Source organism: Neobacillus sp. OS1-32 (assembly GCF_030915425.1).
GTDB classification, from domain to species: Bacteria; Bacillota; Bacilli; order Bacillales; family Cytobacillaceae; genus Neobacillus; species Neobacillus paridis.
Window position 1 is genome coordinate 3,295,085 of sequence record NZ_CP133263.1, and the last position, 26,296, is coordinate 3,321,380.

General features: G+C 44.2%; 16 protein-coding genes, 3 tRNA genes, 3 rRNA genes, 1 other RNA gene and 1 other annotated feature. Of the genes, 4 read left to right on the forward strand and 19 right to left on the reverse strand.

What is annotated here, in order from left to right; all coding sequences use genetic code 11:
- Positions 1 to 7 precede the first annotated feature (7 nt).
- Together ffs and tadA are read right to left on the reverse strand one after the other, a co-directional pair.
- Positions 8 to 272, reverse strand: an RNA gene (gene ffs / locus RCG24_RS16475) — signal recognition particle sRNA large type.
- Between the two features lie 79 nt (positions 273 to 351).
- On the reverse strand, positions 352 to 870 hold the full coding sequence (tadA, locus tag RCG24_RS16480; RefSeq protein WP_202653512.1) for a tRNA adenosine(34) deaminase TadA: 519 nt from the start codon (positions 868 to 870) through the stop codon (positions 352 to 354).
- Positions 871 to 982: 112 nt separating this feature from the next.
- Between tadA and RCG24_RS16485 the strand changes: the two genes are divergently transcribed.
- The 3 genes from RCG24_RS16485 to RCG24_RS16495 all read left to right on the forward strand — a co-directional run bounded on the left by RCG24_RS16485 (position 983) and on the right by RCG24_RS16495 (position 3,943).
- Positions 983 to 2,266, forward strand: a complete 1,284-nt coding sequence (locus RCG24_RS16485; RefSeq protein ID WP_308077495.1) for a LysM peptidoglycan-binding domain-containing protein — start codon at positions 983 to 985, stop codon at positions 2,264 to 2,266.
- Positions 2,267 to 2,585: 319 nt separating this feature from the next.
- Positions 2,586 to 3,251, forward strand: coding sequence for a deoxynucleoside kinase (locus RCG24_RS16490; protein WP_202653510.1), 666 nt, complete (start codon positions 2,586 to 2,588; stop codon positions 3,249 to 3,251).
- A complete protein-coding gene (locus RCG24_RS16495; protein ID WP_202653509.1) occupies positions 3,242 to 3,943 on the forward strand; it encodes a deoxynucleoside kinase in 702 nt (233 codons plus the stop codon). Before RCG24_RS16490 ends, RCG24_RS16495 begins: the two co-directional genes overlap by 10 nt.
- Before the next feature lie 192 nt (positions 3,944 to 4,135).
- Here RCG24_RS16495 and RCG24_RS16500 read toward each other — a convergent pair.
- The 6 genes from RCG24_RS16500 to guaB all read right to left on the reverse strand — a co-directional run bounded on the left by RCG24_RS16500 (position 4,136) and on the right by guaB (position 11,134).
- A tRNA-Ser gene (locus RCG24_RS16500) sits at positions 4,136 to 4,228 on the reverse strand.
- A 177-nt stretch (positions 4,229 to 4,405) separates the two neighbouring features.
- On the reverse strand, positions 4,406 to 5,686 hold the full coding sequence (serS, locus tag RCG24_RS16505; protein ID WP_308077497.1) for a serine--tRNA ligase: 1,281 nt from the start codon (positions 5,684 to 5,686) through the stop codon (positions 4,406 to 4,408).
- Between the two features lie 157 nt (positions 5,687 to 5,843).
- Positions 5,844 to 6,065 (reverse strand) — a binding site (T-box leader).
- 72 nt (positions 6,066 to 6,137) lie between these two features.
- Positions 6,138 to 6,728 (reverse strand): pyridoxal 5'-phosphate synthase glutaminase subunit PdxT, encoded by a 591-nt coding sequence (pdxT, locus tag RCG24_RS16510; protein ID WP_308077498.1) that lies wholly within the window; start codon positions 6,726 to 6,728, stop codon positions 6,138 to 6,140.
- Between the two features lie 126 nt (positions 6,729 to 6,854).
- The gene (pdxS, locus tag RCG24_RS16515; RefSeq protein ID WP_202655280.1) at positions 6,855 to 7,736 is read right to left on the reverse strand and encodes a pyridoxal 5'-phosphate synthase lyase subunit PdxS; all 882 of its coding nucleotides are present in this window, start codon (positions 7,734 to 7,736) and stop codon (positions 6,855 to 6,857) included.
- 303 nt (positions 7,737 to 8,039) lie between these two features.
- The gene (locus tag RCG24_RS16520) at positions 8,040 to 9,356 is read right to left on the reverse strand and encodes a D-alanyl-D-alanine carboxypeptidase family protein (protein WP_308079201.1); all 1,317 of its coding nucleotides are present in this window, start codon (positions 9,354 to 9,356) and stop codon (positions 8,040 to 8,042) included.
- A gap of 314 nt (positions 9,357 to 9,670) precedes the next feature.
- Entirely contained in the window at positions 9,671 to 11,134 is a 1,464-nt protein-coding gene (gene guaB, locus RCG24_RS16525; RefSeq protein ID WP_308077499.1) for an IMP dehydrogenase, read from the reverse strand.
- Between the two features lie 105 nt (positions 11,135 to 11,239).
- Between guaB and RCG24_RS16530 the strand changes: the two genes are divergently transcribed.
- Positions 11,240 to 12,199 (forward strand): YaaC family protein, encoded by a 960-nt coding sequence (locus tag RCG24_RS16530; RefSeq protein ID WP_308077500.1) that lies wholly within the window; start codon positions 11,240 to 11,242, stop codon positions 12,197 to 12,199.
- 97 nt (positions 12,200 to 12,296) lie between these two features.
- Here the strand turns inward: RCG24_RS16530 and rrf are convergent.
- The 11 genes from rrf to dnaN form a co-directional block, all read right to left on the reverse strand.
- Positions 12,297 to 12,413: ribosomal RNA gene (gene rrf, locus RCG24_RS16535) — 5S ribosomal RNA — on the reverse strand.
- A 226-nt stretch (positions 12,414 to 12,639) separates the two neighbouring features.
- A 23S ribosomal RNA gene (locus RCG24_RS16540) occupies positions 12,640 to 15,574 on the reverse strand.
- Between the two features lie 380 nt (positions 15,575 to 15,954).
- Positions 15,955 to 16,030: transfer RNA gene (locus tag RCG24_RS16545), tRNA-Ala, on the reverse strand.
- Positions 16,031 to 16,043: 13 nt separating this feature from the next.
- Positions 16,044 to 16,120, reverse strand: a tRNA-Ile gene (locus RCG24_RS16550).
- A 251-nt stretch (positions 16,121 to 16,371) separates the two neighbouring features.
- Positions 16,372 to 17,921, reverse strand: a 16S ribosomal RNA gene (locus RCG24_RS16555).
- The 16S, 23S and 5S rRNA genes sit together here with 2 tRNA genes alongside, the layout of an rRNA operon.
- 567 nt (positions 17,922 to 18,488) lie before the next feature.
- The gene (gene gyrA / locus RCG24_RS16560) at positions 18,489 to 21,047 is read right to left on the reverse strand and encodes a DNA gyrase subunit A (protein WP_308077501.1); all 2,559 of its coding nucleotides are present in this window, start codon (positions 21,045 to 21,047) and stop codon (positions 18,489 to 18,491) included.
- A 183-nt stretch (positions 21,048 to 21,230) separates the two neighbouring features.
- Positions 21,231 to 23,153 (reverse strand): DNA topoisomerase (ATP-hydrolyzing) subunit B, encoded by a 1,923-nt coding sequence (gene gyrB, locus RCG24_RS16565; protein WP_202654640.1) that lies wholly within the window; start codon positions 23,151 to 23,153, stop codon positions 21,231 to 21,233.
- Positions 23,154 to 23,217: 64 nt separating this feature from the next.
- Positions 23,218 to 23,457 carry an extracellular matrix regulator RemB gene (gene remB, locus RCG24_RS16570; RefSeq protein WP_202654639.1) on the reverse strand — a complete coding sequence of 80 codons (240 nt, stop codon included), beginning with the start codon at positions 23,455 to 23,457 and terminating at the stop codon, positions 23,218 to 23,220.
- Between the two features lie 8 nt (positions 23,458 to 23,465).
- Positions 23,466 to 24,584 carry a DNA replication/repair protein RecF gene (gene recF, locus RCG24_RS16575; protein ID WP_308077502.1) on the reverse strand — a complete coding sequence of 373 codons (1,119 nt, stop codon included), beginning with the start codon at positions 24,582 to 24,584 and terminating at the stop codon, positions 23,466 to 23,468.
- 142 nt (positions 24,585 to 24,726) lie between these two features.
- Positions 24,727 to 24,942 carry a S4 domain-containing protein YaaA gene (gene yaaA / locus RCG24_RS16580; protein WP_202654637.1) on the reverse strand — a complete coding sequence of 72 codons (216 nt, stop codon included), beginning with the start codon at positions 24,940 to 24,942 and terminating at the stop codon, positions 24,727 to 24,729.
- A gap of 172 nt (positions 24,943 to 25,114) precedes the next feature.
- Positions 25,115 to 26,251, reverse strand: a complete 1,137-nt coding sequence (dnaN, locus tag RCG24_RS16585; RefSeq protein ID WP_202654636.1) for a DNA polymerase III subunit beta — start codon at positions 26,249 to 26,251, stop codon at positions 25,115 to 25,117.
- Between the last annotated feature and the right edge of the window lie 45 nt (positions 26,252 to 26,296).

Below are 26,296 nucleotides of genomic sequence, written 5' to 3' on the forward strand. Positions count from 1 at the left end.
ATAACTGCCGTGCACCTTCCTTCGACTGACACCCATAGGCGTTACTTAAGCAGTTAGCTCGGCCCAGGCACCCCTGCGGCACATGGGAGCGTCCACTTAATGCTGCTTCCTTCCGGACCTGACATGGTTCATGGATTCCCATTGCGCAGGACCCAGGCGTCAACACCACTTACTTAAGGCAGGCCCTACAGGATATCAGCCTCGGGAAGGGATTCAGTCCCGCTAGAGCGGATTGCGGGTACAGGGCACCGCTACCTCCCCACCTAGCACGGCAAAGTTGATACCAAATATTTAATTGCGTCGTATCTGACGCCTTTTTAGTATACAAACAATTGCGGAAAAATGCAATTGTTATTGACTGTCAATTTCTGTAAGTGTTGCTGTCTGCAACAGCTTTTTCTCCTGCTTTTTCCGCGCTCTGATTTTTTTAAAAAAATTTGACAGCATCTCGCTGCATTCTCCTTCAAGCACGCCCTTCGTCACTTCACACTGATGATTGAAGCGTGAATCCTGGAGCAAATTCAGCAACGTTCCGGCACAACCGCCCTTAGGGTCAGCCGCACCGTATACGACTCGTTTGACTCTTGATAAAATAATTGCTCCAGAACACATTGGACATGGCTCAAGCGTCACATACAGGGTTGTATCCTCGAGCCGCCAGGAGCCTTGGGCCCGGCAAGCTTGATCAATCGCCAGCAGTTCAGCATGAGCCAGAGCATTCTGCTCGCTTTCCCGCAAATTATGTGCCCGGGAAATAATTTGACCTTGATGAACAAGGACGGCACCAATCGGCACTTCGTCTATGCTCTGCGCCTTTTTCGCTTCCTCCAACGCCTGTTTCATAAAAAATTCATCATCTTGTAATTCCATTCAGCCCAAACCGCCTTTACAAGAGTTTTAAATTTATCACATTATAACATGAATTCCCTGCTGCTCTCATAGAATGGTTGTAGCGTATGTGTGCTTTTAGGAGGGAATAAACATGCAAATCCATGTTGTCAGAAGAAATGAGACTTTGACGACGATCGCAAGAACGTTTCATACTACGGCTCAAGATATTACCGAAGCAAATGATTTGCCCAATCCTAATAATCTCGTCATCGGGCAGGCCCTCATCATTCCAATTGTTGGCCGCTTCTATTTTGTACAGCCGGGAGACACCCTTTTTTCAATTGGCCAAAAGACAGGTGTCCCGTACCAGCAGCTAGCATCGATTAATCAAATCCCCGTGAATCAGCCATTGCAAGCCGGCCTCAGGCTTTACATTCCCGAGGGACGAAAAAGAAATGCCGAGTTTAATGCTTATGTTGAGCCGCGCGGCACCACTGTCGCTCCGGTATTGGAAAGCAGCGCCCGTGAAGCGGCACCCTATTTAACCTATCTAGCGCCATTCAGCTTTCAAGCACGCCGCGATGGGACGTTGAAAGAACCTTTGCTGAATCAATTCCCGGCGATTGCCAGAGCCAACCGCAATACATTAATGATGGTCATTAATAACCAGGAACAAGATCAATTTAGCGATGAACTTGGGCGGATTTTGCTCAATGACATGAACATCCAAAATCATTTTCTTAATAATATTGTTGCCACAGCAAAAAAATACGGCTTCCGCGATATTCATTTTGACTTTGAATTTCTGCGCCCAGCTGATCGGGAGGCCTATAACCGCTTCCTAAGGAAGGCTAAACAAAGATTCCAGCGAGAAGGTTGGCTGATGTCAACCGCTCTCGCACCGAAAACGAGTGCCACACAGAAGGGGTTATGGTATGAGGCTCATGATTATCGGGCCCATGGGGAAATCTCCGACTTTGTCGTCATCATGACGTATGAATGGGGCTATAGCGGCGGCCCGGCAATGGCCGTATCGCCGATTGATCAGGTAAGACGAGTATTGGATTATGCCATAACAGAAATACCATCAACTAAGATCTTAATGGGGCAGAATTTGTATGGCTATGATTGGACTTTGCCCTTTGTTCAGGGGACCGTAGCCAGAGCTGTCAGCCCGCAGCAGGCGATTCAGCTTGCTGCTACCCATAATGTCCCGATTGAATATGACACGAAAGCGCAGGCACCGCATTTCCGCTATAGAGATGCAGCCGGAAAACAGCATGAGGTCTGGTTTGAAGATGCCCGCTCGATTCAGGCGAAATTTGATTTAATTAAACAACTAAATTTACGGGGCATGAGTTATTGGAAACTTGGTCTGGCCTTTCCGCAAAACTGGCTCTTAATCGTGGAAAACTTCAATGTGACAAAACATTAATCCTAAAGATGATGTGGAAAGCTTTTTAAAAGAAAGGATTTAATATTAAAGGGAGCTATTTATGCAATCCTTCATTCCGTTATCACGATACTGCCATTATACGGCAGTTTTTTTTATAAAAAATTCCATACCCCTTCCTACTGTAGATTATGATAAAATATACTTTGCATGTAAAAAAGTGTCGCTTTTTGGAACTCGTTGTCAAATATTGATCATGGTTAGGAAGATTCCAGCTGCCGAGTCTCGTATACTAAAAATATAGCGAGGTCGGGAGCAGTTAATCGATAGGAGTGCAGCCGTAGGAGAAGGAGGAAAATACATGGGGGAGATACCCTTTATTACCGTTGAAGGGCCGATTGGTGTAGGAAAAACATCTCTTGCCAAAGCCATTTCAAAGCAATTTCAATTCGCGCTATTAAAAGAGATCGTCGATGAAAACCCCTTTTTAGGAAAGTTTTATGAAAACATTGAGGAATGGAGCTTCCAGACGGAAATGTTTTTTCTCTGCAATCGCTTTAAGCAATTAGGGGATATCAACACCCATTACTTAAGTAAAAACCAAGCAGTGGTCGCTGATTATCACATCTTTAAAAACTTGATTTTTGCAGCGCGTACATTAAACAAAGAAGAATACAAAAAGTATTATAAGATTTATCAAATTTTAACAGAAGATATGCCAAAACCAAATGTCATTATTTATTTAAACGCCGGTCTCGATACGCTGCTAAACCGGATTAAACAAAGGGGACGCGAAGTGGAAAAAAACATCAGCCCACTTTATTTAGAACAGCTGTCTTTGGACTATGAACAAACGATGACAGTGTTTGAAAAGGAACACCCGGAAATACCGGTTCTCCGCTTTAACGGCGATGAGTTTGATTTTGTTAAAAATCCACATGACTTACAATTGATTATCCTAAAATTAACAGATGTACTAAAATCAGCAGCTGGACAAACAAGCTATAGAATTGGGGGATGTTCGTGAGCATCGTGATTGGCGGTATGATTGGTCTTGGGAAAACAAGTGTTGCTGACACATTGAAGGCACACTTCACACAAAAGGGGATTGAGAGCAAAGTATTTTACGAAGCGGTTGATGATAATCCAATTCTTCCCCTTTATTATGAATTATCACCGGAAGAATTAGATGCCAAAAGAATTCCGTTCTTGTTGCAGCTTTTTTTCTTAAACAAACGCTTTAAAACTGTCAAGGACTGTGTCACCTGGAGAAATCCGATTTACACGATTCAGGACCGCTCGATTTATGAAGATTGGTATTTTGCCTATGTCAACATGAATCTGGGCAGGATCTCCAACCTGGAGTTTAAAATTTATGAAGAGCTGGTTGATAATATGATGGAAGAATTGGCACAGCTTCCGAAAAAAGCCCCGGATTTAATGGTTTACTTAAAGGGCTCCTTCGATACGGTACTTGACCGCATTATGGCCCGCGGCCGCAGCTTTGAGATCAATCCCGAGCTGAAGGAGTACTATTTTGAAGTCTGGAAGGGCTATGATGAATGGGTCATGAATCGATATGATGCCAGTGAGGTACTCATTATTGACATGGACAAAACCGATGTGGTGAATAACGAGGCAGACGCCCAAAAGGTTTGCCGCGATGTCGAAAACAAATTAAATGAAATTCTTTTTACATCTCGAGCACATATTGGCTAATCCAGTATGTGCTTTTTTTAGAACCTAAAGGTGATGGCGCAAATGACGTTTCGATGCCATGAAGCGGTTTGCCATTTCAATGGTGCACTACTCTCTTACAGCACTTGCCTCTATTCTTTGCAAAAAAAAATCCGCTACAATCGCTTGTAACGAATTTTTATCTCCAGTTTTTATGCGCGATCAGAATAAATATGGCGGAGGAAGAGGGATTCGAACCCCCGCGCGGTGTAACCCGCCTGTCGGTTTTCAAGACCGATCCCTTCAGCCAGACTTGGGTATTCCTCCATAACAACATGTGTTAATTTATCATAAGTTTTACCTCAATGTCAACTACATAATGAAAAAAATATCCGGGCGGATGATCCGCCCGCTTTAAAATATTGGGAATATATTCAGGATACGTGACCGCCCGGCTCTTTTTTACTACTTTTAATTAACCTTCATCCCGCCAGCCTCTCACTTTTACAACGGCTTAATAATCTCGCGGCCGCCCATATAAGGACGCAGTACCGTCGGAATGATGACACTGCCGTCTTCCTGTTGGTAGTTTTCCAAAATGGCAGCGACCGTACGGCCAATCGCAAGACCGGAACCATTTAATGTATGCAGATGCTCAGGCTTTGCTTTCGGATCGCGGCGGAAGCGGATATTGGCCCGTCTTGCCTGGAAGGCTTCGAAATTACTGCAAGAAGAAATCTCGCGGTATGTTCCGTAACTAGGCAGCCACACCTCAATATCATATTTTTTAGCAGCGGTAAAGCCTAAATCAGCGGTACACATGCTTAATACATGATATGGCAGCTCCAATAGCTGTAATACCCGCTCGGCATCATTAGTTAGTTTCTCCAGCTCTTCATAGGAGTCTTCCGGCTTCACGAACTTAACCAGCTCGACCTTATTGAATTGATGCTGGCGGATTAGGCCTCGGGTATCACGCCCAGCTGATCCTGCCTCTGAACGGAAGCAGGCGCTGTAGGCCGCATATTTAAGCGGCAGATCACCACCGCTGAGTATTTCATCACGGTGTAAATTGGTTACAGGCACTTCAGCAGTTGGAATTAGGAAATAGTCTTCACTTTCAATTAAGAAGGCATCTTCCTCGAACTTAGGCAACTGGCCGGTTCCCGTCATGCTGGCTCGGTTTACCATGTATGGCGGCAGGACTTCGGTATAACCATGCTCATCGACATGCAAATCGAGCATAAAGCTGATTAAGGCACGCTCAAGCCGGGCACCAAGCCCTTTATAAAACACAAAACGGCTTCCAGTTACTTTAGCGGCACGTTCAAAATCCAGGATTCCCAGCTTGTCGGCAATTTCCCAATGGGGTTTTGCTGCAAAATCAAACTCACGAATATTGCCCCATTTTCGAATTTCAACATTGTCATCCTCTGAATCGCCGACTGGAACACTTTCATGCGGAATATTAGGAATGCTTAATAACAAGTTTTCTAACGTTTCCTCAACGTCCCTAAGTTCATCGTCGAGCGTCTTAATTCGATCACCGACTTCCCGCATTTCTTGGATTAAGTGGTCAGCATTCTGCTTCTCACGCTTTAACGCAGCAACTTGCTGTGAAACTTCATTACGCTTCGATTTCAGCTGTTCAGACTCCACAATTAACCCACGTCTTTTTTGATCCAGTTCTTCAAACCTGTCTAAATCCGTTAAATCTTCACCACGATGCTGTAACTTTGCTTTGACTTCAGCAAAATTGGCCCTTAAAAATTTTAAATCCAGCATTTGTTCAGACACTCCTTTATTTTTAAATTTGGGATACCTGCAAGTTTGAACGATATTTCTACAGTTGTAAAACAACATATCTGCAATTTTGCCCAATATATTTGCTGCATTGTACGACAAATCTGCAGTTCAGAAAAATAAAAAACCCCCGCCCCAAAACAGGGACGAGAGTTACCCGCGTTACCACCCTGGTTGACAGTAAAAAACTGTCCACCTCGAAAAATTAACGGTTTCTGCCGAAGGTATTTACTGGCCCTATTATGAAGCGTTCCATACCTTGCTCGAGGAGGGATTCACAAAGATCATTCACCGGTTTACACCAGCCACCGGTTCTCTTGAGAATAAATCTCTTGTTACTAGTTCCTCTCATTGCTTTATCATTATAATTCATTTTGTATTCTTAACTGTACTATATTTATGAACCAAATGCAACCTGCTTATACCGCTTTCTTTATACGAGCGTTTTTTCCTTTGCTTCCTTGACCATTTCTACAAAATAAGCAGTAAAGCGATGATCTTCCGTTAATTCCGGATGAAACGAGCAGCCAAGAAACTGCCCATCGCGTGCGGCGACAATGCGGCCTTCATGTTTGGCGAGTATTTCAACATTTTCACCAGCCTCAACAATGTGTGGTGCGCGGATAAACACAGCCGGAAAACTGGTCGCGACATTTCGGATTGCGAGGTCGGCCTCGAAGCTATCCACCTGCCGGCCAAAGGAATTGCGTTCAACCGTAACGTCCATCACGCCAATATGCGGTTCATTGTAGCCAACGAGATTTTTTGCCAAAAGAATCAGACCGGCACAAGTTCCAAACATCGGCTTACCATCTGCAGCAAATTTTTTTAATGAATCCATAAAGTCATACTTATCAAGTAAACGACGCATCGTCGTGCTCTCTCCACCAGGAAGAATCAGACCGTCAATCTCGTTCAACTCTTCTTTATGTTTAATTGCAATGGCTTCCACACCACATGCTTCTAATGATTGAATGTGTTCGCGAACAGCCCCTTGTAACGCAAGAACGCCAATTTTTACCATAAAAATACCCCTTTTTTAAAAAACAGAACTTTTTTATCAAAAGTCCTGTTTTGCAAATTTAACGTATTAATATTTTTCAAGTGTCTAGCTCCGGCTCCCAGCGACTAGTCGCCTTCGCTTTTCTTTTTACCAGCCGCGGTCTTGCATCCGTTCTGCCGGTGCTAATGATGAAATTTCAATACCTTTCATCGGTGTTCCTAAATTTTTGGAAAGCTCGGCAATCAATTTATAATCTTGATAATGGGTCGTTGCCTCGACAATGGCCTTTGCAAAAAGTGCAGGATTTTCTGATTTAAAAATACCAGAGCCGACAAATACCCCATCAGCCCCCAACTGCATCATTAATGCGGCGTCAGCTGGGGTTGCCACACCACCGGCAGCAAAATTCACCACTGGAAGGCGGCCAAGACGTTTGATTTCAAGCAGGATTTCATATGGTGCTCCTAGATTCTTTGCTTCCGTCATCAGTTCATCCTCGCTCATGGATACAACCTTACGGACTTGTGCATTTACCTTGCGGATATGGCGAACAGCCTCAACAATATTTCCAGTTCCAGGCTCACCCTTCGTACGAAGCATTGATGCTCCTTCACCGATTCTGCGGGCCGCTTCACCCAGATCACGGCAGCCACAAACAAACGGAACGGTATATTCCTTTTTATTTAAATGGAACTCCTCATCAGCAGGAGTTAATACTTCACTTTCATCAATATAGTCAACGCCCATAGCCTCCAAAACGCGAGCTTCAACAATGTGGCCAATTCTTGCCTTTGCCATGACAGGAATCGAAACAGCATTCATGACCTCTTCTACAATTCTAGGATCAGCCATTCTGGCCACACCACCAGCCGCCCGAATGTCGGAAGGGACCCGTTCAAGAGCCATTACCGCTACTGCACCGGCCTCCTCGGCAATTTTCGCCTGCTCGGCATTGACGACATCCATAATGACACCGCCCTTTTGCATTTCAGCCATGCCACGTTTTACGCGATCCGTACCTGTTAACATTTGTTAAAACTCCTCCTCTTGTTTGCAATATTAAGAAAAATTTTTTCATAGTTTTATATTTTTCCCATGTAGATAACTAGAATAATTTTTTTCCATAACCACATTAAAGCAACAAAAAAGGATTCCTGTCAAGAAGGAATCCTTTCTTTAGCTAATAGGGAAGTATAAATTTTTCCAAATTTTACACTTTCCTTAATCGTATAATTCAACTACACCTCATGAACTATCCTTAAGGACTCGCCAGTCGACGAATTTCCATTTAAAGAACTTTGCTGGCTGACAAACTCAAGTTTCATCCTATTTTTAGAACCAGCCTTTTACTGTCGAAGAAATGCCGCTCCATACATCGCCAAAGAAACCGCCAATTCCTCTCATCATTAACACAAACCAGTTGGCTTTTTCAACATCCTGGGCCGCAACTACAGCTACCTTCAACTTATTCTGGCCATCAGTCGTTAAAAATTTCATTTTGTCGCCATTCTTTGGTTTAACCGTTAAATAGCCGACAGTTTCACCTTTTTTAATTGGCGCCGTTAATTCGCCATCTTTATTAATTTTCTTTTTATCCAGTACTAACACTGGTTGATAATTTTTGTTCTCGCCATTTTCAATCACCATATCAATGGCTGACTTCGTATAAATTTTAACCTGGTCGTCTTTCCCCTTAATAACCGGAATTGTTTTATGACCTTTGACCTGATAGTGTTTTGGCACAATTTCTTCTCTGGTTGTATTGGTGAAAGCATAATCAAACATTTTCCTTGTTTCATCAAAGCGGGCTTTATAACCGCCTTTACCGTTGGCGCCTACAGCATTTTGCACAACCGTAATAAATCTTTTGCCATCACGGCTTGCTGTTCCAGTAAAGCAATAGCCAGCAAAATCAGTTGTGCCTGTTTTGAGGCCGTCCACGCCTTGATAGCCGTATACTAAAGATGGCAGCATCCAGTTCCAGTTTTTCATCACAATCCGGTCATCTGTACCCTCACGGAAGACTTTCATTGGAGTGCTGGCTGTTTTTAACACATCCGGGTAGTCATTTATCAGATGAAAGGCCAAGGTCGCCACATCATGCGATGACATCACGTTTTCGTCATCGGATGATCCAGCCGGCTGCTGACCATGATAATCTTGATTATTCAAACCAGTGGAGTTAACAAATTTTGTATGGGTTAATCCTAACTTTTTCGCCTTTTCATTCATCATTTTAATAAAATTCGCTTCTGACCCGCCGATAATTTCAGCCAACGCAATGGTGGCACCATTAGCCGAATAAATCGCCATCGCTTCATATAATTCTCGTACTTTATATTTTCCATCCTTGCGTAATGGGACATTCGATAAATCTCTTGGCTGTGACATTTTATAAACGAGATCACTGACAGAATACTCTTGATCCCACTTTACTTTCCCTTGTTTTACGGCATCAAGCAAGAGATACTCCGTCATCATTTTCGTCATGCTGGCAATTCCCAGTGGACTATCTGCATTTTTTTCGTATAAAATCTTACCTGTCTCAGCATCTACCAAAATAGCTCCATCGGCATTTACATTTAAAGCTGCTTGTGCATTGGCCTGCTTTGGAGCAGCAAAAAGGCTGAATGACAATGCAACTGCCATCGTGCCGGCAGCCAACTTTTGAAAAACTTGTTTTTTCACAATTACGCCCTCCAACGATTTAGTACACTTTGGTTATTTTATCACAACTCCAAAGTAAATCATAGGCAGAGTATAGGACGAAGTTATTTCCAATTTCATTTTAGGACGATTGTCATAAATAACCACTCGCCGACTGGCAAGTCGAAAGGGCGAAGACAGAGCGTAGTTCGTCCAAAAGTACTACTCTTGGGCTGCAATGACGATGCTCAGAAAACTTTCCCTTGTGCACTTATGCTTTCTTAGTAGCTAAAAAAGAGAAGCCAAAGCTTCCCTTTTTACATCGAATAATTTGGTGCCTCTTTTGTAATTTGGACATCATGCGGATGGCTTTCTCTTAGACCGGCCCCCGTCATTCGGATAAATTGTGATTTTGTTCTCAATTCTTCCAGGTCTTTCGTCCCGCAATAGCCCATGCCAGCCCGCAGGCCGCCAATTAATTGGTAAATTGTATCGGCCAAAGGACCTTTATATGGCAGGCGGCCCTCAATTCCTTCTGGAACAAATTTTTTCGCATCCTCTTGGAAATAGCGGTCTTTTGAACCCTTTTCCATTGCCGCAACAGAACCCATGCCACGGTAAACTTTAAAGCGGCGGCCTTGGAAGATTTCTGTCTCGCCCGGGCTCTCTGAAACACCTGCCAATAGGCTGCCAAGCATAACCGCATGTCCTCCAGCCGCAAGCGCCTTGACAATGTCTCCAGAATATTTAATACCGCCATCAGCAATAATCGTTTTACCATAATTCATTGCAACAGTAGCGCAATCATAGACGGCTGTAATTTGCGGTACACCTACGCCGGCAATAACCCTTGTCGTACAAATCGAACCCGGTCCAATTCCAACCTTCACTACGTCCGCTCCTGCCTCAATTAAAGCCTTCGTTCCTTCTCCGGTCGCTACATTTCCGGCAATAATGGTTAATTCAGGATAAGCATTTCGAATTTGCCGAACGGTATCTAGCACACCTTTTGAATGGCCGTGTGCTGTATCGACAACAATCGCGTCAGCATTTGCCTTAACAAGTGCTTCGACTCGCCTCATTGTATCCTTCGTAACACCAACGGCAGCGGCCGCAAGCAAGCGGCCTTGGCGATCCTTGGCCGAATTTGGAAACTCGATTACTTTTTCAATATCTTTAATTGTGATTAACCCTTTTAATACCCCGTCATCATCAACAAGCGGCAGTTTTTCAATCTTATGCTTCTGGAGGATTTTTTCCGCTTCAGCCAAAGTAGTCCCAACAGGAGCCGTAATCAAATTTTCCTTCGTCATCACATCGGAAATTTTAAATGAGTAATCTTGAATAAAGCGAAGATCGCGATTGGTAATAATCCCGACGAGCTTTTGTTCCTCCTCATTATTGACAATCGGAACGCCGGAAATGCGGTATTTTCCCATTAAATGTTCGGCATCATACACTTGGCGGTCAGGGGTCAGGAAAAATGGATCAGTGATCACACCACTTTCAGAGCGCTTTACCTTTTCGACCATTTCGGCTTGCTGCTCAATTGACATGTTTTTATGAATGACACCCAAACCACCTTGCCGTGCCATGGCAATCGCCATTTCCGACTCTGTTACCGTATCCATCCCAGCACTAATAATTGGGATATTTAGCTTTACATTTGGCGATAACTCAACTTGTAAATTTACATCTCTTGGAAGAACCTCAGAAGCCCCCGGAACCAACAACACATCATCAAACGTTAATCCTTCTTTTGCAAACTTATTTTCCCACATTTTCCATGCCTCCAGGACAAAAATATTATTTGTAGGTTATCAATTGGACAAAATACTGTCAAGGGAGATACACTAAGTTAGATTATTCTGAAAAAGGTGGTAAATTTGAACAACTTTCATAATGGCTGGAAAGCCTTCTCTTGTTTTTTTTCCGCAGAATACTGCCAAAACTTCTTAAAGACGTGTTATTTAAAAAATAATATTGCCAACCCAGACGCAAAAAGTTATGAAAATTGTTATTCATTCCTTTATTATTTGGAACATGGACAAATATATTATCAGCAAGCGGAAAAATCTCCTCTTATTATAAAACCAATTCTCCTTTTTTATGGCTTGGTTCATTTGATTAAAGCATGCATTTTAACCATTGATCCTGCTTATCCAGAGTCAACTGCCGTCTTGGCCCATGGGGTATCAACACGAAAACGGAAAAAACAAAACTACCTCTTTTTTCAGGACGAAGTAAAGATACAAAAGAATGGACTTTTCCCCTATATGTCCGAAAAAATGTTCCATATGAAACATTTAGAAGGCGAGAAAATCGTCATGGAAGATTTATTACAGCTAATCCCAGAACTGAATGACTTATTTCTTTTCCACGAAAACAAAAGAACCTTTGAGAGAATACATAAGGATGGGGAGCAATTTATCATTTCGGAGTCCGTTTTGGATTTCTATCATATGACACGGAATCGCTTTAAAGAATTTTTAACCGTAAAAATGGGACGTAATATTGAATTTTTTGAAGAGGGGATTCGCTTTAAACTACAACATGGGGTTTCAAATGCAATACCACTAAAATTTAATCTGGATGGAGGATGTTGGGCCTTTCCGTTACAAAAGAATAAAATTTTCCATTTTCCGGAACTGCTGATTCACTATTTATTACTATACAATTTAAGTATGATCGCCCGTTATGAAACAGAGTGGTGGAGTGAATTAACCAAAATGATGCCGAACCGTGATTATCCATTTATTGAGTCTTTCCTGCAGATTACACAAAAAAAAGGGCCGTTTTTAATTTATCAGTATTTAACTCAATCACAAGCTAAAAGCTCAATTTAAAACCTCTGTTTCAGCTTCTAGCAGTTTATAGATTGTTTCTTGAATTATTTCCCGAGCAAACAAACAAGACAATCTTCTCAGATTGTCTTGTTTGTTTGCCCGGCAGCGTCCTACTCTCACAGGGGCGCGTGCCCCAACTACCATCGGCGCTGAGAAGCTTAACTTCCGTGTTCGGTATGGGAACGGGTGTGACCTTCTCGCCATCACCGCCGGACTATTTAATTTGAGGTTCATTCCCTCAAAACTAGATAATACAGAAGAAGTGTAAGAACGAGTTCGCTTATATTAATTGTCCAGCTCCAGCGTCCAGCAACTAGTGTCTTTCGGTCTTTTCCCTACGATAAGTCAACATCGAATCGTTTCACTCTTCGTGTTTCCTTTATCTCAGTCAAAGCCCTCCAAGCCATACGTTGCTAAGCGGACGCTTCCGCTTTTCGATTTTGGTTAAGTCCTCGATCGATTAGTATCAGTCAGCTCCACGTGTCACCACGCTTCCACCTCTGACCTATCAACCTGATCATCTTTCAGGGATCTTACTAGCTTAAAGCTATGGGAAATCTCATCTCGAGGGGGGCTTCATGCTTAGATGCTTTCAGCACTTATCCCGTCCGCACATAGCTACCCAGCGATGCCTTTGGCAAGACAACTGGTACACCAGCGGTGCGTCCATCCCGGTCCTCTCGTACTAAGGACAGCTCCTCTCAAATTTCCTGCGCCCACGACGGATAGGGACCGAACTGTCTCACGACGTTCTGAACCCAGCTCGCGTACCGCTTTAATGGGCGAACAGCCCAACCCTTGGGACCGACTACAGCCCCAGGATGCGATGAGCCGACATCGAGGTGCCAAACCTCCCCGTCGATGTGGACTCTTGGGGGAGATAAGCCTGTTATCCCCAGGGTAGCTTTTATCCGTTGAGCGATGGCCCTTCCATGCGGAACCACCGGATCACTAAGCCCGACTTTCGTCCCTGCTCGACTTGTAGGTCTCGCAGTCAAGCTCCCTTGTGCCTTTACACTCTGCGAATGATTTCCAACCATTCTGAGGGAACCTTTGGGCGCCTCCGTTACACTTTGGGAGGCGACCGCCCCAGTCAAACTGCCCACCTGACACTGTCTCCCACCCCGATCAGGGGTGCGGGTTAGAATTTCAATACAGCCAGGGTAGTATCCCACCGACGCCTCCACCGAAGCTAGCGCTCCGGTTTCTCAGGCTCCTACCTATCCTGTACAAGCTGTACCAAAATTCAATATCAGGCTACAGTAAAGCTCCATGGGGTCTTTCCGTCCTGTCGCGGGTAACCTGCATCTTCACAGGTACTATAATTTCACCGAGTCTCTCGTTGAGACAGTGCCCAGATCGTTACGCCTTTCGTGCGGGTCAGAACTTACCTGACAAGGAATTTCGCTACCTTAGGACCGTTATAGTTACGGCCGCCGTTTACTGGGGCTTCGATTCAGAGCTTCGCGTGAGCTAACCCCTCCTCTTAACCTTCCAGCACCGGGCAGGCGTCAGCCCCTATACTTCGCCTTGCGGCTTCGCAGAGACCTGTGTTTTTGCTAAACAGTCGCCTGGGCCTATTCACTGCGGCTTCTCAGGGCTTTGACACCCTAAAAAGCACCCCTTCTCCCGAAGTTACGGGGTCATTTTGCCGAGTTCCTTAACGAGAGTTCTCTCGCTCACCTTAGGATTCTCTCCTCGCCTACCTGTGTCGGTTTGCGGTACGGGCACCTTGAATCTCGCTAGAGGCTTTTCTTGGCAGTGTGGAATCAGGAACTTCGGTACTGTATTTCCCTCGCCGTCACAGCTCAGCCTCACGGTGAACGGATTTTCCTATTCACCAGCCTAACTGCTTGGACGCGCATGACCAGCAGCACGCTTACCCTATCCTCCTGCGTCCCCCCATCACTCAAACGATTCAGAGGTGGTACAGGAATATCAACCTGTTGTCCATCGCCTACGCCTTTCGGCCTCGGCTTAGGTCCCGACTAACCCTGAGCGGACGAGCCTTCCTCAGGAAACCTTAGGCATTCGGTGGATGAGATTCTCACTCATCTTTCGCTACTCATACCGGCATTCTCACTTCTAAGCGCTCCACCAGTCCTTCCGGTCCAGCTTCAACGCCCTTAGAACGCTCTCCTACCACGGACACCAGCGGTGTCCATCCACAGCTTCGGTGATACGTTTAGCCCCGGTACATTTTCGGCGCAGAGTCACTCGACCAGTGAGCTATTACGCACTCTTTAAATGGTGGCTGCTTCTAAGCCAACATCCTGGTTGTCTAAGCAACTCCACATCCTTTTCCACTTAACGTATACTTTGGGACCTTAGCTGGTGGTCTGGGCTGTTTCCCTTTTGACTACGGATCTTATCACTCGCAGTCTGACTCCCACGGGTAAGTCTTTGGCATTCGGAGTTTGTCTGAATTCGGTAACCCGATGAGGGCCCCTAGTCCAAACAGTGCTCTACCTCCAAGACTCCAAGCCGTGAGGCTAGCCCTAAAGCTATTTCGGAGAGAACCAGCTATCTCCAAGTTCGATTGGAATTTCTCCGCTACCCACACCTCATCCCCGCACTTTTCAACGTGCGTGGGTTCGGGCCTCCAGTAGGTGTTACCCTACCTTCACCCTGGACATGGGTAGATCACCTGGTTTCGGGTCTACAACTACATACTCAGATCGCCCTATTCAGACTCGCTTTCGCTGCGGCTCCGTCTCTTCAACTTAACCTTGCATGCAATCGTAACTCGCCGGTTCATTCTACAAAAGGCACGCCATTACCCATGAATGGGCTTTGACTACTTGTAGGCACACGGTTTCAGGTTCTCTTTCACTCCCCTCCCGGGGTGCTTTTCACCTTTCCCTCACGGTACTGGTTCACTATCGGTCACTAGGGAGTATTTAGCCTTGGGAGATGGTCCTCCCAGCTTCCGACCGGATTTCACGTGTCCGGCCGTACTCAGGATCCACTCAGGAGGGAACGAAGTTTCGACTACAGGGCTTTTACCTTCTCTTGCGGACCTTTCCAGATCGCTTCGTCTACTTCGTTCCTTTGTAACTCCATGTTGAGTGTCCTACAACCCCGAAAGGCAAGCCTTTCGGTTTGGGCTGTTCCCGTTTCGCTCGCCGCTACTTAGGGAATCGCGTTTGCTTTCTCTTCCTCCGGGTACTTAGATGTTTCAGTTCCCCGGGTCTGCCTTCCTTACCCTATGAATTCAGGTAAGGATCCTGCTCCATTACGAGCAGGGGGTTCCCCCATTCGGAAATCTCCGGATCGACGCTTACTTACAGCTCCCCGAAGCATATCGGTGTTAGTCCCGTCCTTCATCGGCTCCTAGTGCCAAGGCATCCACCGTGCGCCCTTTCTAACTTAACCTACGGCAAAAGATAAGCTTCATATCTCTGCGTCATCTTCGCTCGTCAGCATCCTCACGTACATACTGCGTACGCTCCGGTGCTTCCTCACTCGATTTCTTGATCTATTCGCTTCTCTTTTCCCTCTTTTGACAAATGATCAGCGTCGAATCTCTGCGTCAGCTTCGTTCACTCAGATCCTCACGTGCCCTTAAGCACGCTCGGGTCTTCACTCACTTGCTTCCTCGACTTCTCGCTGCTAATTTGCCATTACCTAAAAGGTTTAAAACCATAAATGAGCGATACTCGGTTCTTACTTGGTTACTTCTTCTATTGCGATTATCTAGTTTTCAAAGAACGAGGTTACTAACTACAATCATATGTGATGTAGTTTTAAAGAATTGGTGGAGGATAGCGGGATCGAACCGCTGACCTCCTGCGTGCAAAGCAGGCGCTCTCCCAGCTGAGCTAATCCCCCACTATTATGTCTATGGTGGGCCTAAATGGACTTGAACCATCGACCTCACGCTTATCAGGCGTGCGCTCTAACCAGCTGAGCTATAGGCCCATACTTATTATTTATTAAAAGAGATTCATTCTCTCAAAACTAAACAAGGCAACTTCCACGAATCAACTTCATGAATGGCCTTCTTAGTTTTGCTTCAAGCTGCCTTGCGACGAGCTGAGAAGTTACTTCCTCGAACTACTACGGCGCAGGAGCAAACTTAGCGAAAGGATTATTCCCTCAAAACTAAACAAACAAAGAACGTGCAACAATCTATTTATTTATTTGTTCGCAAGAACAAAAGTTATCCTTAGAAAGGAGGTGATCCAGCCGCACCTTCCGATACGGCTACCTTGTTACGACTTCACCCCAATCATCTGTCCCACCTTAGGCGGCTGGCCCCTTGCGGTTACCCCACCGACTTCGGGTGTTACAAACTCTCGTGGTGTGACGGGCGGTGTGTACAAGGCCCGGGAACGTATTCACCGCGGCATGCTGATCCGCGATTACTAGCGATTCCGGCTTCATGCAGGCGAGTTGCAGCCTGCAATCCGAACTGAGAATGGTTTTATGGGATTGGCTTAGCCTCGCGGCTTCGCTGCCCTTTGTACCATCCATTGTAGCACGTGTGTAGCCCAGGTCATAAGGGGCATGATGATTTGACGTCATCCCCACCTTCCTCCGGTTTGTCACCGGCAGTCACCTTAGAGTGCCCAACTGAATGCTGGCAACTAAGATCAAGGGTTGCGCTCGTTGCGGGACTTAACCCAACATCTCACGACACGAGCTGACGACAACCATGCACCACCTGTCACTCTGTCCCCCGAAGGGGAACGTCCTATCTCTAGGAGTGTCAGAGGATGTCAAGACCTGGTAAGGTTCTTCGCGTTGCTTCGAATTAAACCACATGCTCCACCGCTTGTGCGGGCCCCCGTCAATTCCTTTGAGTTTCAGCCTTGCGGCCGTACTCCCCAGGCGGAGTGCTTAATGCGTTAGCTGCAGCACTAAAGGGCGGAAACCCTCTAACACTTAGCACTCATCGTTTACGGCGTGGACTACCAGGGTATCTAATCCTGTTTGCTCCCCACGCTTTCGCGCCTCAGCGTCAGTTACAGACCAGAAAGCCGCCTTCGCCACTGGTGTTCCTCCACATCTCTACGCATTTCACCGCTACACGTGGAATTCCGCTTTCCTCTTCTGCACTCAAGTCCCCCAGTTTCCAATGACCCTCCACGGTTGAGCCGTGGGCTTTCACATCAGACTTAAAGGACCGCCTGCGCGCGCTTTACGCCCAATAATTCCGGACAACGCTTGCCACCTACGTATTACCGCGGCTGCTGGCACGTAGTTAGCCGTGGCTTTCTGGTTAGGTACCGTCAAGGTACCGGCAGTTACTCCGATACTTGTTCTTCCCTAACAACAGAGCTTTACGACCCGAAGGCCTTCATCGCTCACGCGGCGTTGCTCCATCAGACTTTCGTCCATTGTGGAAGATTCCCTACTGCTGCCTCCCGTAGGAGTCTGGGCCGTGTCTCAGTCCCAGTGTGGCCGATCACCCTCTCAGGTCGGCTACGCATCGTCGCCTTGGTGAGCCGTTACCTCACCAACTAGCTAATGCGCCGCGGGCCCATCTGTAAGTGACAGCTTGCGCCGTCTTTTAGCTTATCTACATGTGTAGATAAGAATCATCCGGTATTAGCTCCGGTTTCCCGAAGTTATCCCAGTCTTACAGGCAGGTTGCCCACGTGTTACTCACCCGTCCGCCGCTAATCTCGAGGAGCAAGCTCCTCTTGATTCGCTCGACTTGCATGTATTAGGCACGCCGCCAGCGTTCGTCCTGAGCCAGGATCAAACTCTCCAATAAAGTTGAGTTGAAAAATAGCTCATAAAATTTAACGTTGGCTTCATTTCGTTAGAAATGAATGATTATTGTTGACGTTTTTGTTTGTTTAGTTTTCAAAGAACAAAGTCATTACTTCAAATCGCTCCGCATGATTCTTCTTTGAATCAAACCCTTATGCTCCGCGATTTTATTATGTCGCCCCGAAGCGACTTTATTAATATACCATTTGTATATTTGTATGTCAACAGTTTTTTTATTTTAACTACACAAATTTTTATCTATCTGCCTACTTAATTTATTATCCAAAAAATAACGTCGTCGCCTTAAAAGAATCAATACCTGGTAATTTTTTGTCACAAATTATTAATTAAAATTTAGGAAGATCTAATAGACAGAATTTTACTTTATCAGGCAAACTAAACTTGTTCTACTTACCTCAACTATCATATCTTTCTCCTTTTCAGGTAACTAGAGCCATGCTACTTGCCCCAACTATTACAGCTTTCCCTTTTTCAGACAACTAGTATGCTAAATTTTCCAAAGAACATCACAAAAAAAGGAACACCCTTAGAGTGCTCCTTCATTTGTTTATTCTTCATCGGCAGATCCAAGATCATCAAGGTTTTCTGCTGTATTATCACCATCATTGGATTCGCTGGATTCTCCTAAGACTTCACCGATGCCATGTTCGCCCTCAGCGGACTCTCCATCTTCTTCTTTTTCTACTTTTGCAGCTGTGGCAACAAATTCATTTTCATTTTCCCGCAGGCTTATCAGTTTAACGCCCTGGGTGTTCCGGCCTGTTCGAGAGATGCTGGCAACATCAATTCGAATCAGGACACCACCTGTTGTAATCAGCATCAGATCCTCTTCACCTGTAACGGTTCTTACTGATACAAGCTCGCCGTTTTTCTCTGTGACATGGCAGGTCTTGATCCCTTTACCACCACGGCCCTGAATTCGATATTCCGAAGCAGGTGTCCGCTTGCCGTATCCTTTTTTCGTCACAATTAAGATATCATTATCATCCTCCAAAACTTCCATACCGACCACTTCGTCATCCGCATCAAGGGTGATGCCTTTTACGCCGGTGGCAGTACGGCCCATTGACCTTACATCATCCTCTGGAAAGCGGATCAGCATTCCTTTCTTTGTACCGATGATAATCTGCTTGCTGCCGTCCGTTAAACGGACTGAAATTAATTCATCACCTTCACGAAGATTGACGGCGATTAACCCGTTATTTCGGATATTAGCAAAGGAAGACAAAGGTGATCGCTTCGATACTCCCTCTTTAGTTGTGAAGAATAAGAACCAATCATCGACAAATTCCTCAACAGGAATAATCGCATTGATCCATTCATCCTTGTCAATTTCCAGCAGGTTAACGATTGGTATTCCTTTAGCCGTTCGGCTAAATTCAGGAATTTCATACCCTTTGGATCGATATACTTTTCCTTTGTTTGTAAAAAATAGAATCGTATCATGGGTAGAAGTCGTCATTAAATGTTCGACAAAGTCATCGTCATGTGTACCCATTCCTTGGATTCCCCGTCCGCCACGCTTCTGGGCGCGGTAGGTTGAAACCGGCAGACGTTTAATATATCCATTATGAGTAAGGGTAATAACAATATTTTCTCTTGGAATCAGGTCTTCATCATCGATATTCTCAATTCCGCCGGCAGCAATTTCTGTCCGCCGCTTATCGTTAAAGCGTCCCTTAATTTCCAGCAATTCCTCACGGATGATATCAAGCAGTTTTTCCTCGTCGGCTAAAATTCCCTTCAACTCGGCAATCAATTTTACAAGCCCTTGGTACTCTTCTTCAATTTTTTCTCTTTCCAAACCGGTTAAGCGTTGCAGACGCATATCGAGAATCGCTTGCGCTTGTTTCTCTGAAAGATTAAATTGGGTCATTAAACCTTCCCGGGCAATATCCGTTGTGGCGGAATTACGAATGAGATTAATGACAGCATCGAGATTATCCAGGGCAACCCGCAATCCTTCTAAAATATGGGCACGAGCCTCTGCTTTGCGCAGCTCGAATTCTGTTCTTCTGCGAATGACGACTTTTTGATGATCCAGGTAATGGACCAGCAATTGCTTTAGACTCAATACCCTTGGGTGTCCGTTAACGAGCGCCAGATTATTGATTCCAAAGCTAGTCTGCATCGCTGTTAATTTATATAAGTTATTTAAAATGACATTGGCATTGGCATCTTTACGAACCTCAATTACAATTCGCATCCCTCTGCGGTCCGATTCGTCGCGAAGGTCCGTAATCCCTTCAATTTTTTTCTCACGGACCAGTTCAGCGATTCTTTCAATCAGTTTCGCTTTGTTCACCTGGTAGGGGATTTCATGAACAATAATCGTCTCTTTACCGTTCGATTTCTGTTCAATTTCGACCTTAGCTCTTAATGTGATGGAGCCTCTGCCGGTTTCGTATGCTTTCCGGATTCCGTTGCGGCCGAGGATGATTCCTCCCGTTGGAAAGTCCGGTCCGGGGATGATTTCCATCAATTCCAAGGTAGTAATGTCAGGATCATGGCTGAGAGCCAGCACTCCATCAATCACTTCACCGAGCTGGTGAGGGGGGATATTGGTTGCCATCCCGACAGCAATTCCAGATGTTCCATTCACCAAAAGGTTAGGAAATCTAGATGGAAGTACAACAGGTTCTTTTTCTTCACCATCATAGTTATCTTGATAATCAATCGTATCTTTGTTAATATCTCTTAATAATTCCATTGAAATCTTCGACATTCTTGATTCGGTATAACGCATGGCGGCTGCAGAGTCGCCATCCACTGAACCAAAGTTTCCGTGGCCGTCTACAAGCATGTAACGATAGTTAAAGTCCTGTGCCATCCGTACCATTGTTTCATAAACGGCTACGTCACCGTGAGGGTGGTATTTACCGATTACATCTCCAACAATACGGGCTGATTTTTTATATGGTTTGTCCGCATGAATGCCAAGATCATGCATGGCATAAAGAATACGGCGATGAACCGGCTTTAGACCATCTCGGACATCCGGAAGGGCACGGGAAACGATAACACTCATCGCATAGTCAAGAAAAGATGTCCTCATTTCCTGACTGATATTAACTTCTTTTATTTGAGAATTTGGTGTTTCAGCCATATTTGGTACCTCCTATTGGGATTCCCTTACTAAAAAAGAAAAGGAGGATAGTGGTCACCCCTCTACCCTTAACCTTTTTATATCCATTCTCAAGCTTCTACGCACTAAATCACTAAGGAAGGTTCCTTAGAAGGATCAATGCAAAAATAAGCTTTTCTTGTTTCAAGGACATATACACTATCCTTATACATCCAGATTCTTTACATATTGAGCATTCTCTTCGATGAAATTACGGCGGGGTTCTACTTTTTCACCCATTAGCATTTCAAAGGTTTCATCAGCTTCGATGGCATCTTCAAGGCTTACTTGGAGCATCGTTCTGGTTGATGGGTCCATGGTTGTTTCCCATAATTGTTCAGGATTCATTTCTCCCAAACCTTTATAGCGTTGAATATTCGGCTTTGGCTGGCTTGGCAGCTGGGCAAATATCCGATCGAGATCTTTATCGTTATAAGCATATTCAATCCGTTTACCTTGCTGAACTTTATATAATGGTGGCTGGGCAATATACACATAACCTGCTTCTAAAATTTTTCTCATATAGCGATAAAAGAATGTTAGCAGCAGGGTGCGAATATGGGCACCGTCAACATCAGCATCTGTCATAATAACGACTTTATGATATCTGGCTTTGGAAATATCAAAATCCTCGCCAATCCCTGTTCCAATCGCCGTAATCATCGCTCTCACTTCATTATTAGAAAGAATTCTGTCAAGGCGTGCTTTTTCCACGTTGAGGATTTTCCCCCGAAGCGGCAAGATCGCTTGGAAATGACGGTCACGTCCTTGCTTTGCTGAACCTCCCGCAGAGTCCCCCTCAACGATATATAATTCACTTTCTGCAGGATCCTTGGAAGAACAATCTGCCAGTTTCCCAGGTAAACTCGACACTTCAAGCGCACTTTTCCGCCGGGTTAATTCCCGGGCCTTTTTGGCAGCAACCCGTGCTCTGGCAGCCATTAAGCCTTTATCAACAATTTTCTTCGCAACCACTGGATTTTCTAATAAAAATTTCTCAAAGGCGGCCGAAAAAATCGTATCCGTAATTGCTCTCACTTCAGAGTTGCCAAGCTTCGTTTTCGTCTGTCCCTCAAATTGGGGATCTGGATGCTTAATTGAAATAATCGCTGTCAGCCCTTCACGAACATCCTCGCCGGAAAGGTTCGTGTCGCTTTCTTTAATTAAACCGTTTTTTCGGGCATAATCGTTAATCACCCTGGTTAACGCCGTTTTAAACCCTGCTTCATGAGTTCCGCCTTCATACGTATGAATATTATTGGCAAAGGAGTAAATACTTTCCGTATAGCCCTCATTGTATTGCAGGGCAACCTCGACACTGATTCCGTCTCGTTCTCCCTCGACATCAATCGGCTCCTCATGAACCACTTCTTTGGTGCGGTTTAAATGCTCAACATAGGATTTAATACCGCCTTCATAATGATATTCATTACGTTTATTTTCGACACGTTTATCTTCAATCGTAATTTTAAGACCACGGTTAAGAAAGGCCAGTTCACGAATACGAGTAGCCAGAATGTCATAATCATATTCTAGTGTTTCCGTAAATATTTCTGGATCTGGCTTAAAATGGGTAATCGTCCCAGTTTTATCTGTTTCCCCAATTATTTTTAAATCGGCAACCGGGACACCGCGTTCATACTTTTGATAATGGATGTGACCATCCCGGTGCACAAACACTTCCAAAAATTCGGATAGGGCATTCACAACCGAAGCCCCGACACCATGCAGTCCGCCGGAAACTTTATAGCCTCCGCCACCAAATTTACCACCGGCGTGGAGGATTGTCATGATGACTTCAACTGCCGGCCGGCCCACTTTTTCCTGAATGCCAACCGGAATACCACGGCCATTATCCTTTACGGTGATGCTGTTATCCGCTTCAATCGTGACATTGATTTCAGTACAGTAGCCTGCGAGTGCTTCGTCAATGCTGTTATCGACTATTTCCCAAACGAGATGATGGAGACCTTTGCTGCTTGTTGAACCGATATACATTCCAGGTCTTTTCCGAACTGCCTCCAGCCCTTCTAAAACCTGTATTTGATCGGCATCATATGCTTGCTCCTGAACTGCTTTTTGATCCATTGTCACTAGATTCACCTGCACTTTCTAAACGTAAGTAACTCTATATTTTTGAAAAAATTTAAATCTATCCTAATCGTTTATATTGACGTCTTTTTAAAGTACCTGAAGCAATTGACGATAAATAAATGTATTGATCGGTGACGATGACTGACTTATAGGGGTTCTTTGATAAATTCATCAGCTTTTGTTTGTGGCGGTCGATAAATTCCCTCAGCATTTCTGAATTCTGGACACTTTCTTTATCCAAAATGGCAATAATATCCTTTATCCTAATATTAAGGTTTTCGCCAATATGAATAAACATGTTCCACCTCAGATCACCCTTCGCATTGTACCGGAAGTGACTTCAAATGCAGAAGCCTCTTTCAATGTTTGATGGTCAATCCCGTCTACGCTTGTTGTTGTAACGAATGTTTGAACCTTGCCTTGAATCGTATTTAATAAGTGTGATTGCCGGTAATCGTCCAATTCGGACAAAACATCGTCTAAAAGCAAGATCGGATATTCACCAATTTCCGCGTGGATTAATTCAATTTCCGCGAGTTTGACGGATAACGCCGTAGTTCGCTGCTGACCTTGTGATCCAAAGGTTTGCACGTCGCGGTTATTCACGAAGAACAGCAAATCATCACGATGGGGGCCAAATAATGTGGTCCCCCTTTCTATTTCTCTACTTTTTACCTTTTCGAACTTTTCTTGATAGCTTGCTACCATTTTCGACAAGTCAAGCCTATCTAATACATCAACCGATGGTTTATATTGTATTTCAAGCGTTTCAAGTCCCCTTGAAATCCCTTGATGAATCGGTTTTGCCCAATTTTGCAGCAGCCGCAAGAATTCGAATCTCTTGGTAATAATCTTCACAGCCGTTTGAATGAATTGCTCTGTTAAGATTTCAAGCATTGTTTCGTCCGTCTGCTTCTTGATCTGCAACATTTTTAAAAAATGATTACGCTGCTGGAGAATTTTTTGATATTGACTCATATCATGTAAATAAATAGGGGACACCTGGCCTATTTCCATATCAATAAATCTTCTGCGAACTTGAGGGCTTCCTTTAACCAAATTAAGGTCTTCAGGGGCAAACATAACGACGTTCATATTACCAACGTATTGGCTTAATTTCCGTTGTTCTATATGGTTGCATTTTGCCTTTTTACCTTTTTTCGATATGACTAATTGAAGGGGTAATGAACCGTGCTGTTTTTGAACCCTACCTTCTATTTTAGCATAATCTTGATCCCAACGGATAAGATCTTTATCATTTGACGTTCTGTGCGACTTCGCCATCGCTAAAACATAAATGGACTCCATCACGTTTGTTTTCCCTTGGGCATTTTCCCCTAAGATGACATTTACTTTATTTTCAAATTCGATCAATAATTCTTCGTAATTGCGGTAGTTGGTTAAACTAAGCGATTCAATATACATGCAAACGTCATCCTCTTCAGAAATGCGTAAGCGCCGCAGTCAGGGGCGTGGAGCCAGTCAATCCGGCGGCGATATGATGTTTTTAGCCTTTGAAACATGGGCTGTAGATTATAGAGCTCCCAGGAGATGCAGCTAGACAAAGTTATTTGGTAATCACAAACTCACCAAAGCCGGGAATTTGGAGCTTATCACCGTCACGAAGCTTTCTTCCTCTCCGTTGATCCAATTCACCATTTATAAAAACTTCATGTTCACTTAAAAACCATTTGGCCATGCCGCCTGATTGAATTAGCTCAGCCAGCTTTAAGAATTGGCCTAATGTAATAAATTCTGTTTCCAGTTTTATTTTTTTAGGCAAATCATCACTCTCATTTCCCAAAAATATCAGTTAGGTGTTTTTAACAGTCTTTTTCCCAGACAAATTGTCTCAATACTTTATTTTACTAAAAATTTGCTTCTGTTTCAAAGATTACCTTGGAATGAAAGGACCGAGAAAAAAGCCACCTGAAAATAGTGGTGGCTTTGGATTATTAATACGTTCTAACCGGTAAAATCAACTGTAAAATCGTTTCGTCATTTAATGGACGAATGACAAACGGACGCATCGCGCCAGTAAAGCTAATGGTTATTTCGGTTCCTTCCAATGCTTTTAAAGCATCCATCATATATTTGGCACTAAAGGAAATTTTTAATTCTTCCCCGACGATGGACTCACTTTGAACTTCTTCTACTACCTTTCCTATTTCCGGTGTATTCGAGGTGATTTCAATAATGCCGCCCTCTTGTGTGGAAAATTTAACGACATTATTTCTGCCTTCACGGGCAAGTAAAGATGCACGGTCAATCGCTTGTAAAAATTCCTTCGTATTAACTGTAATTTCCGTCTTGCTATCGGCTGGAATTAATCTTGAAGTATCAGGATAATTGCCCTCTAACAATCTCGAGAAAAATAACAAATGCTTTGCTTTAAATAATATTTGATTTTCTGTAATCACGATATCAATCGGTTCATTTGAATCATCAATAATCTTACTTAATTCATTTAAACTTTTTCCAGGAATAACAATATTGTAACTAGCCTCATGGTCCGTTTCGATTTTCGCCTTGCGAAGAGCGAGACGATGGCTGTCTGTTGCAATACAGCTTAACTCACCGTTTTCTATCTTCCAGTTGACACCTGTCAAGATCGGGCGTGTTTCTGAAGTTGATACAGCAAAATGAGTTTGCCTGATCATTGCCTTCAAAAGATCGCCGGCAATTTGAAATTTATTATTTTCCTCAATTTGCGGCAGGTGAGGGTATTCCTCAGCATCAAGACCGATTAAATTAAATTCAGATTTACCAGAACGAATGACGGTTTGCAAATGATTTAAGACTTCAAGTTCAACAAAATCAGTTGGCAGCTTTTTCACGATTTCACTAAAAAATCTGGCTTGCAGAACAATCGCACCCGGCTGCTTTATTTCGACAATTTCATCCCCGGCTTCTTCTTTAGGGATAAATGACTCAATCGATATATCCGAGTCACTTCCCGTTAAGGTTACTCCCTCATTTGTTGCGGTTATTTTTATTCCCGTTAAGATCGGAATGGTCGTTCTTGAGGTAACTGCCTTCATAACATCTTGGACACTTTGAACAAGTCGGTCTCGTTGGATAATAAATTTCATTTTTTAATCCTCCGTTTTAGGCATATTTTTTTAGCATCAGCATAT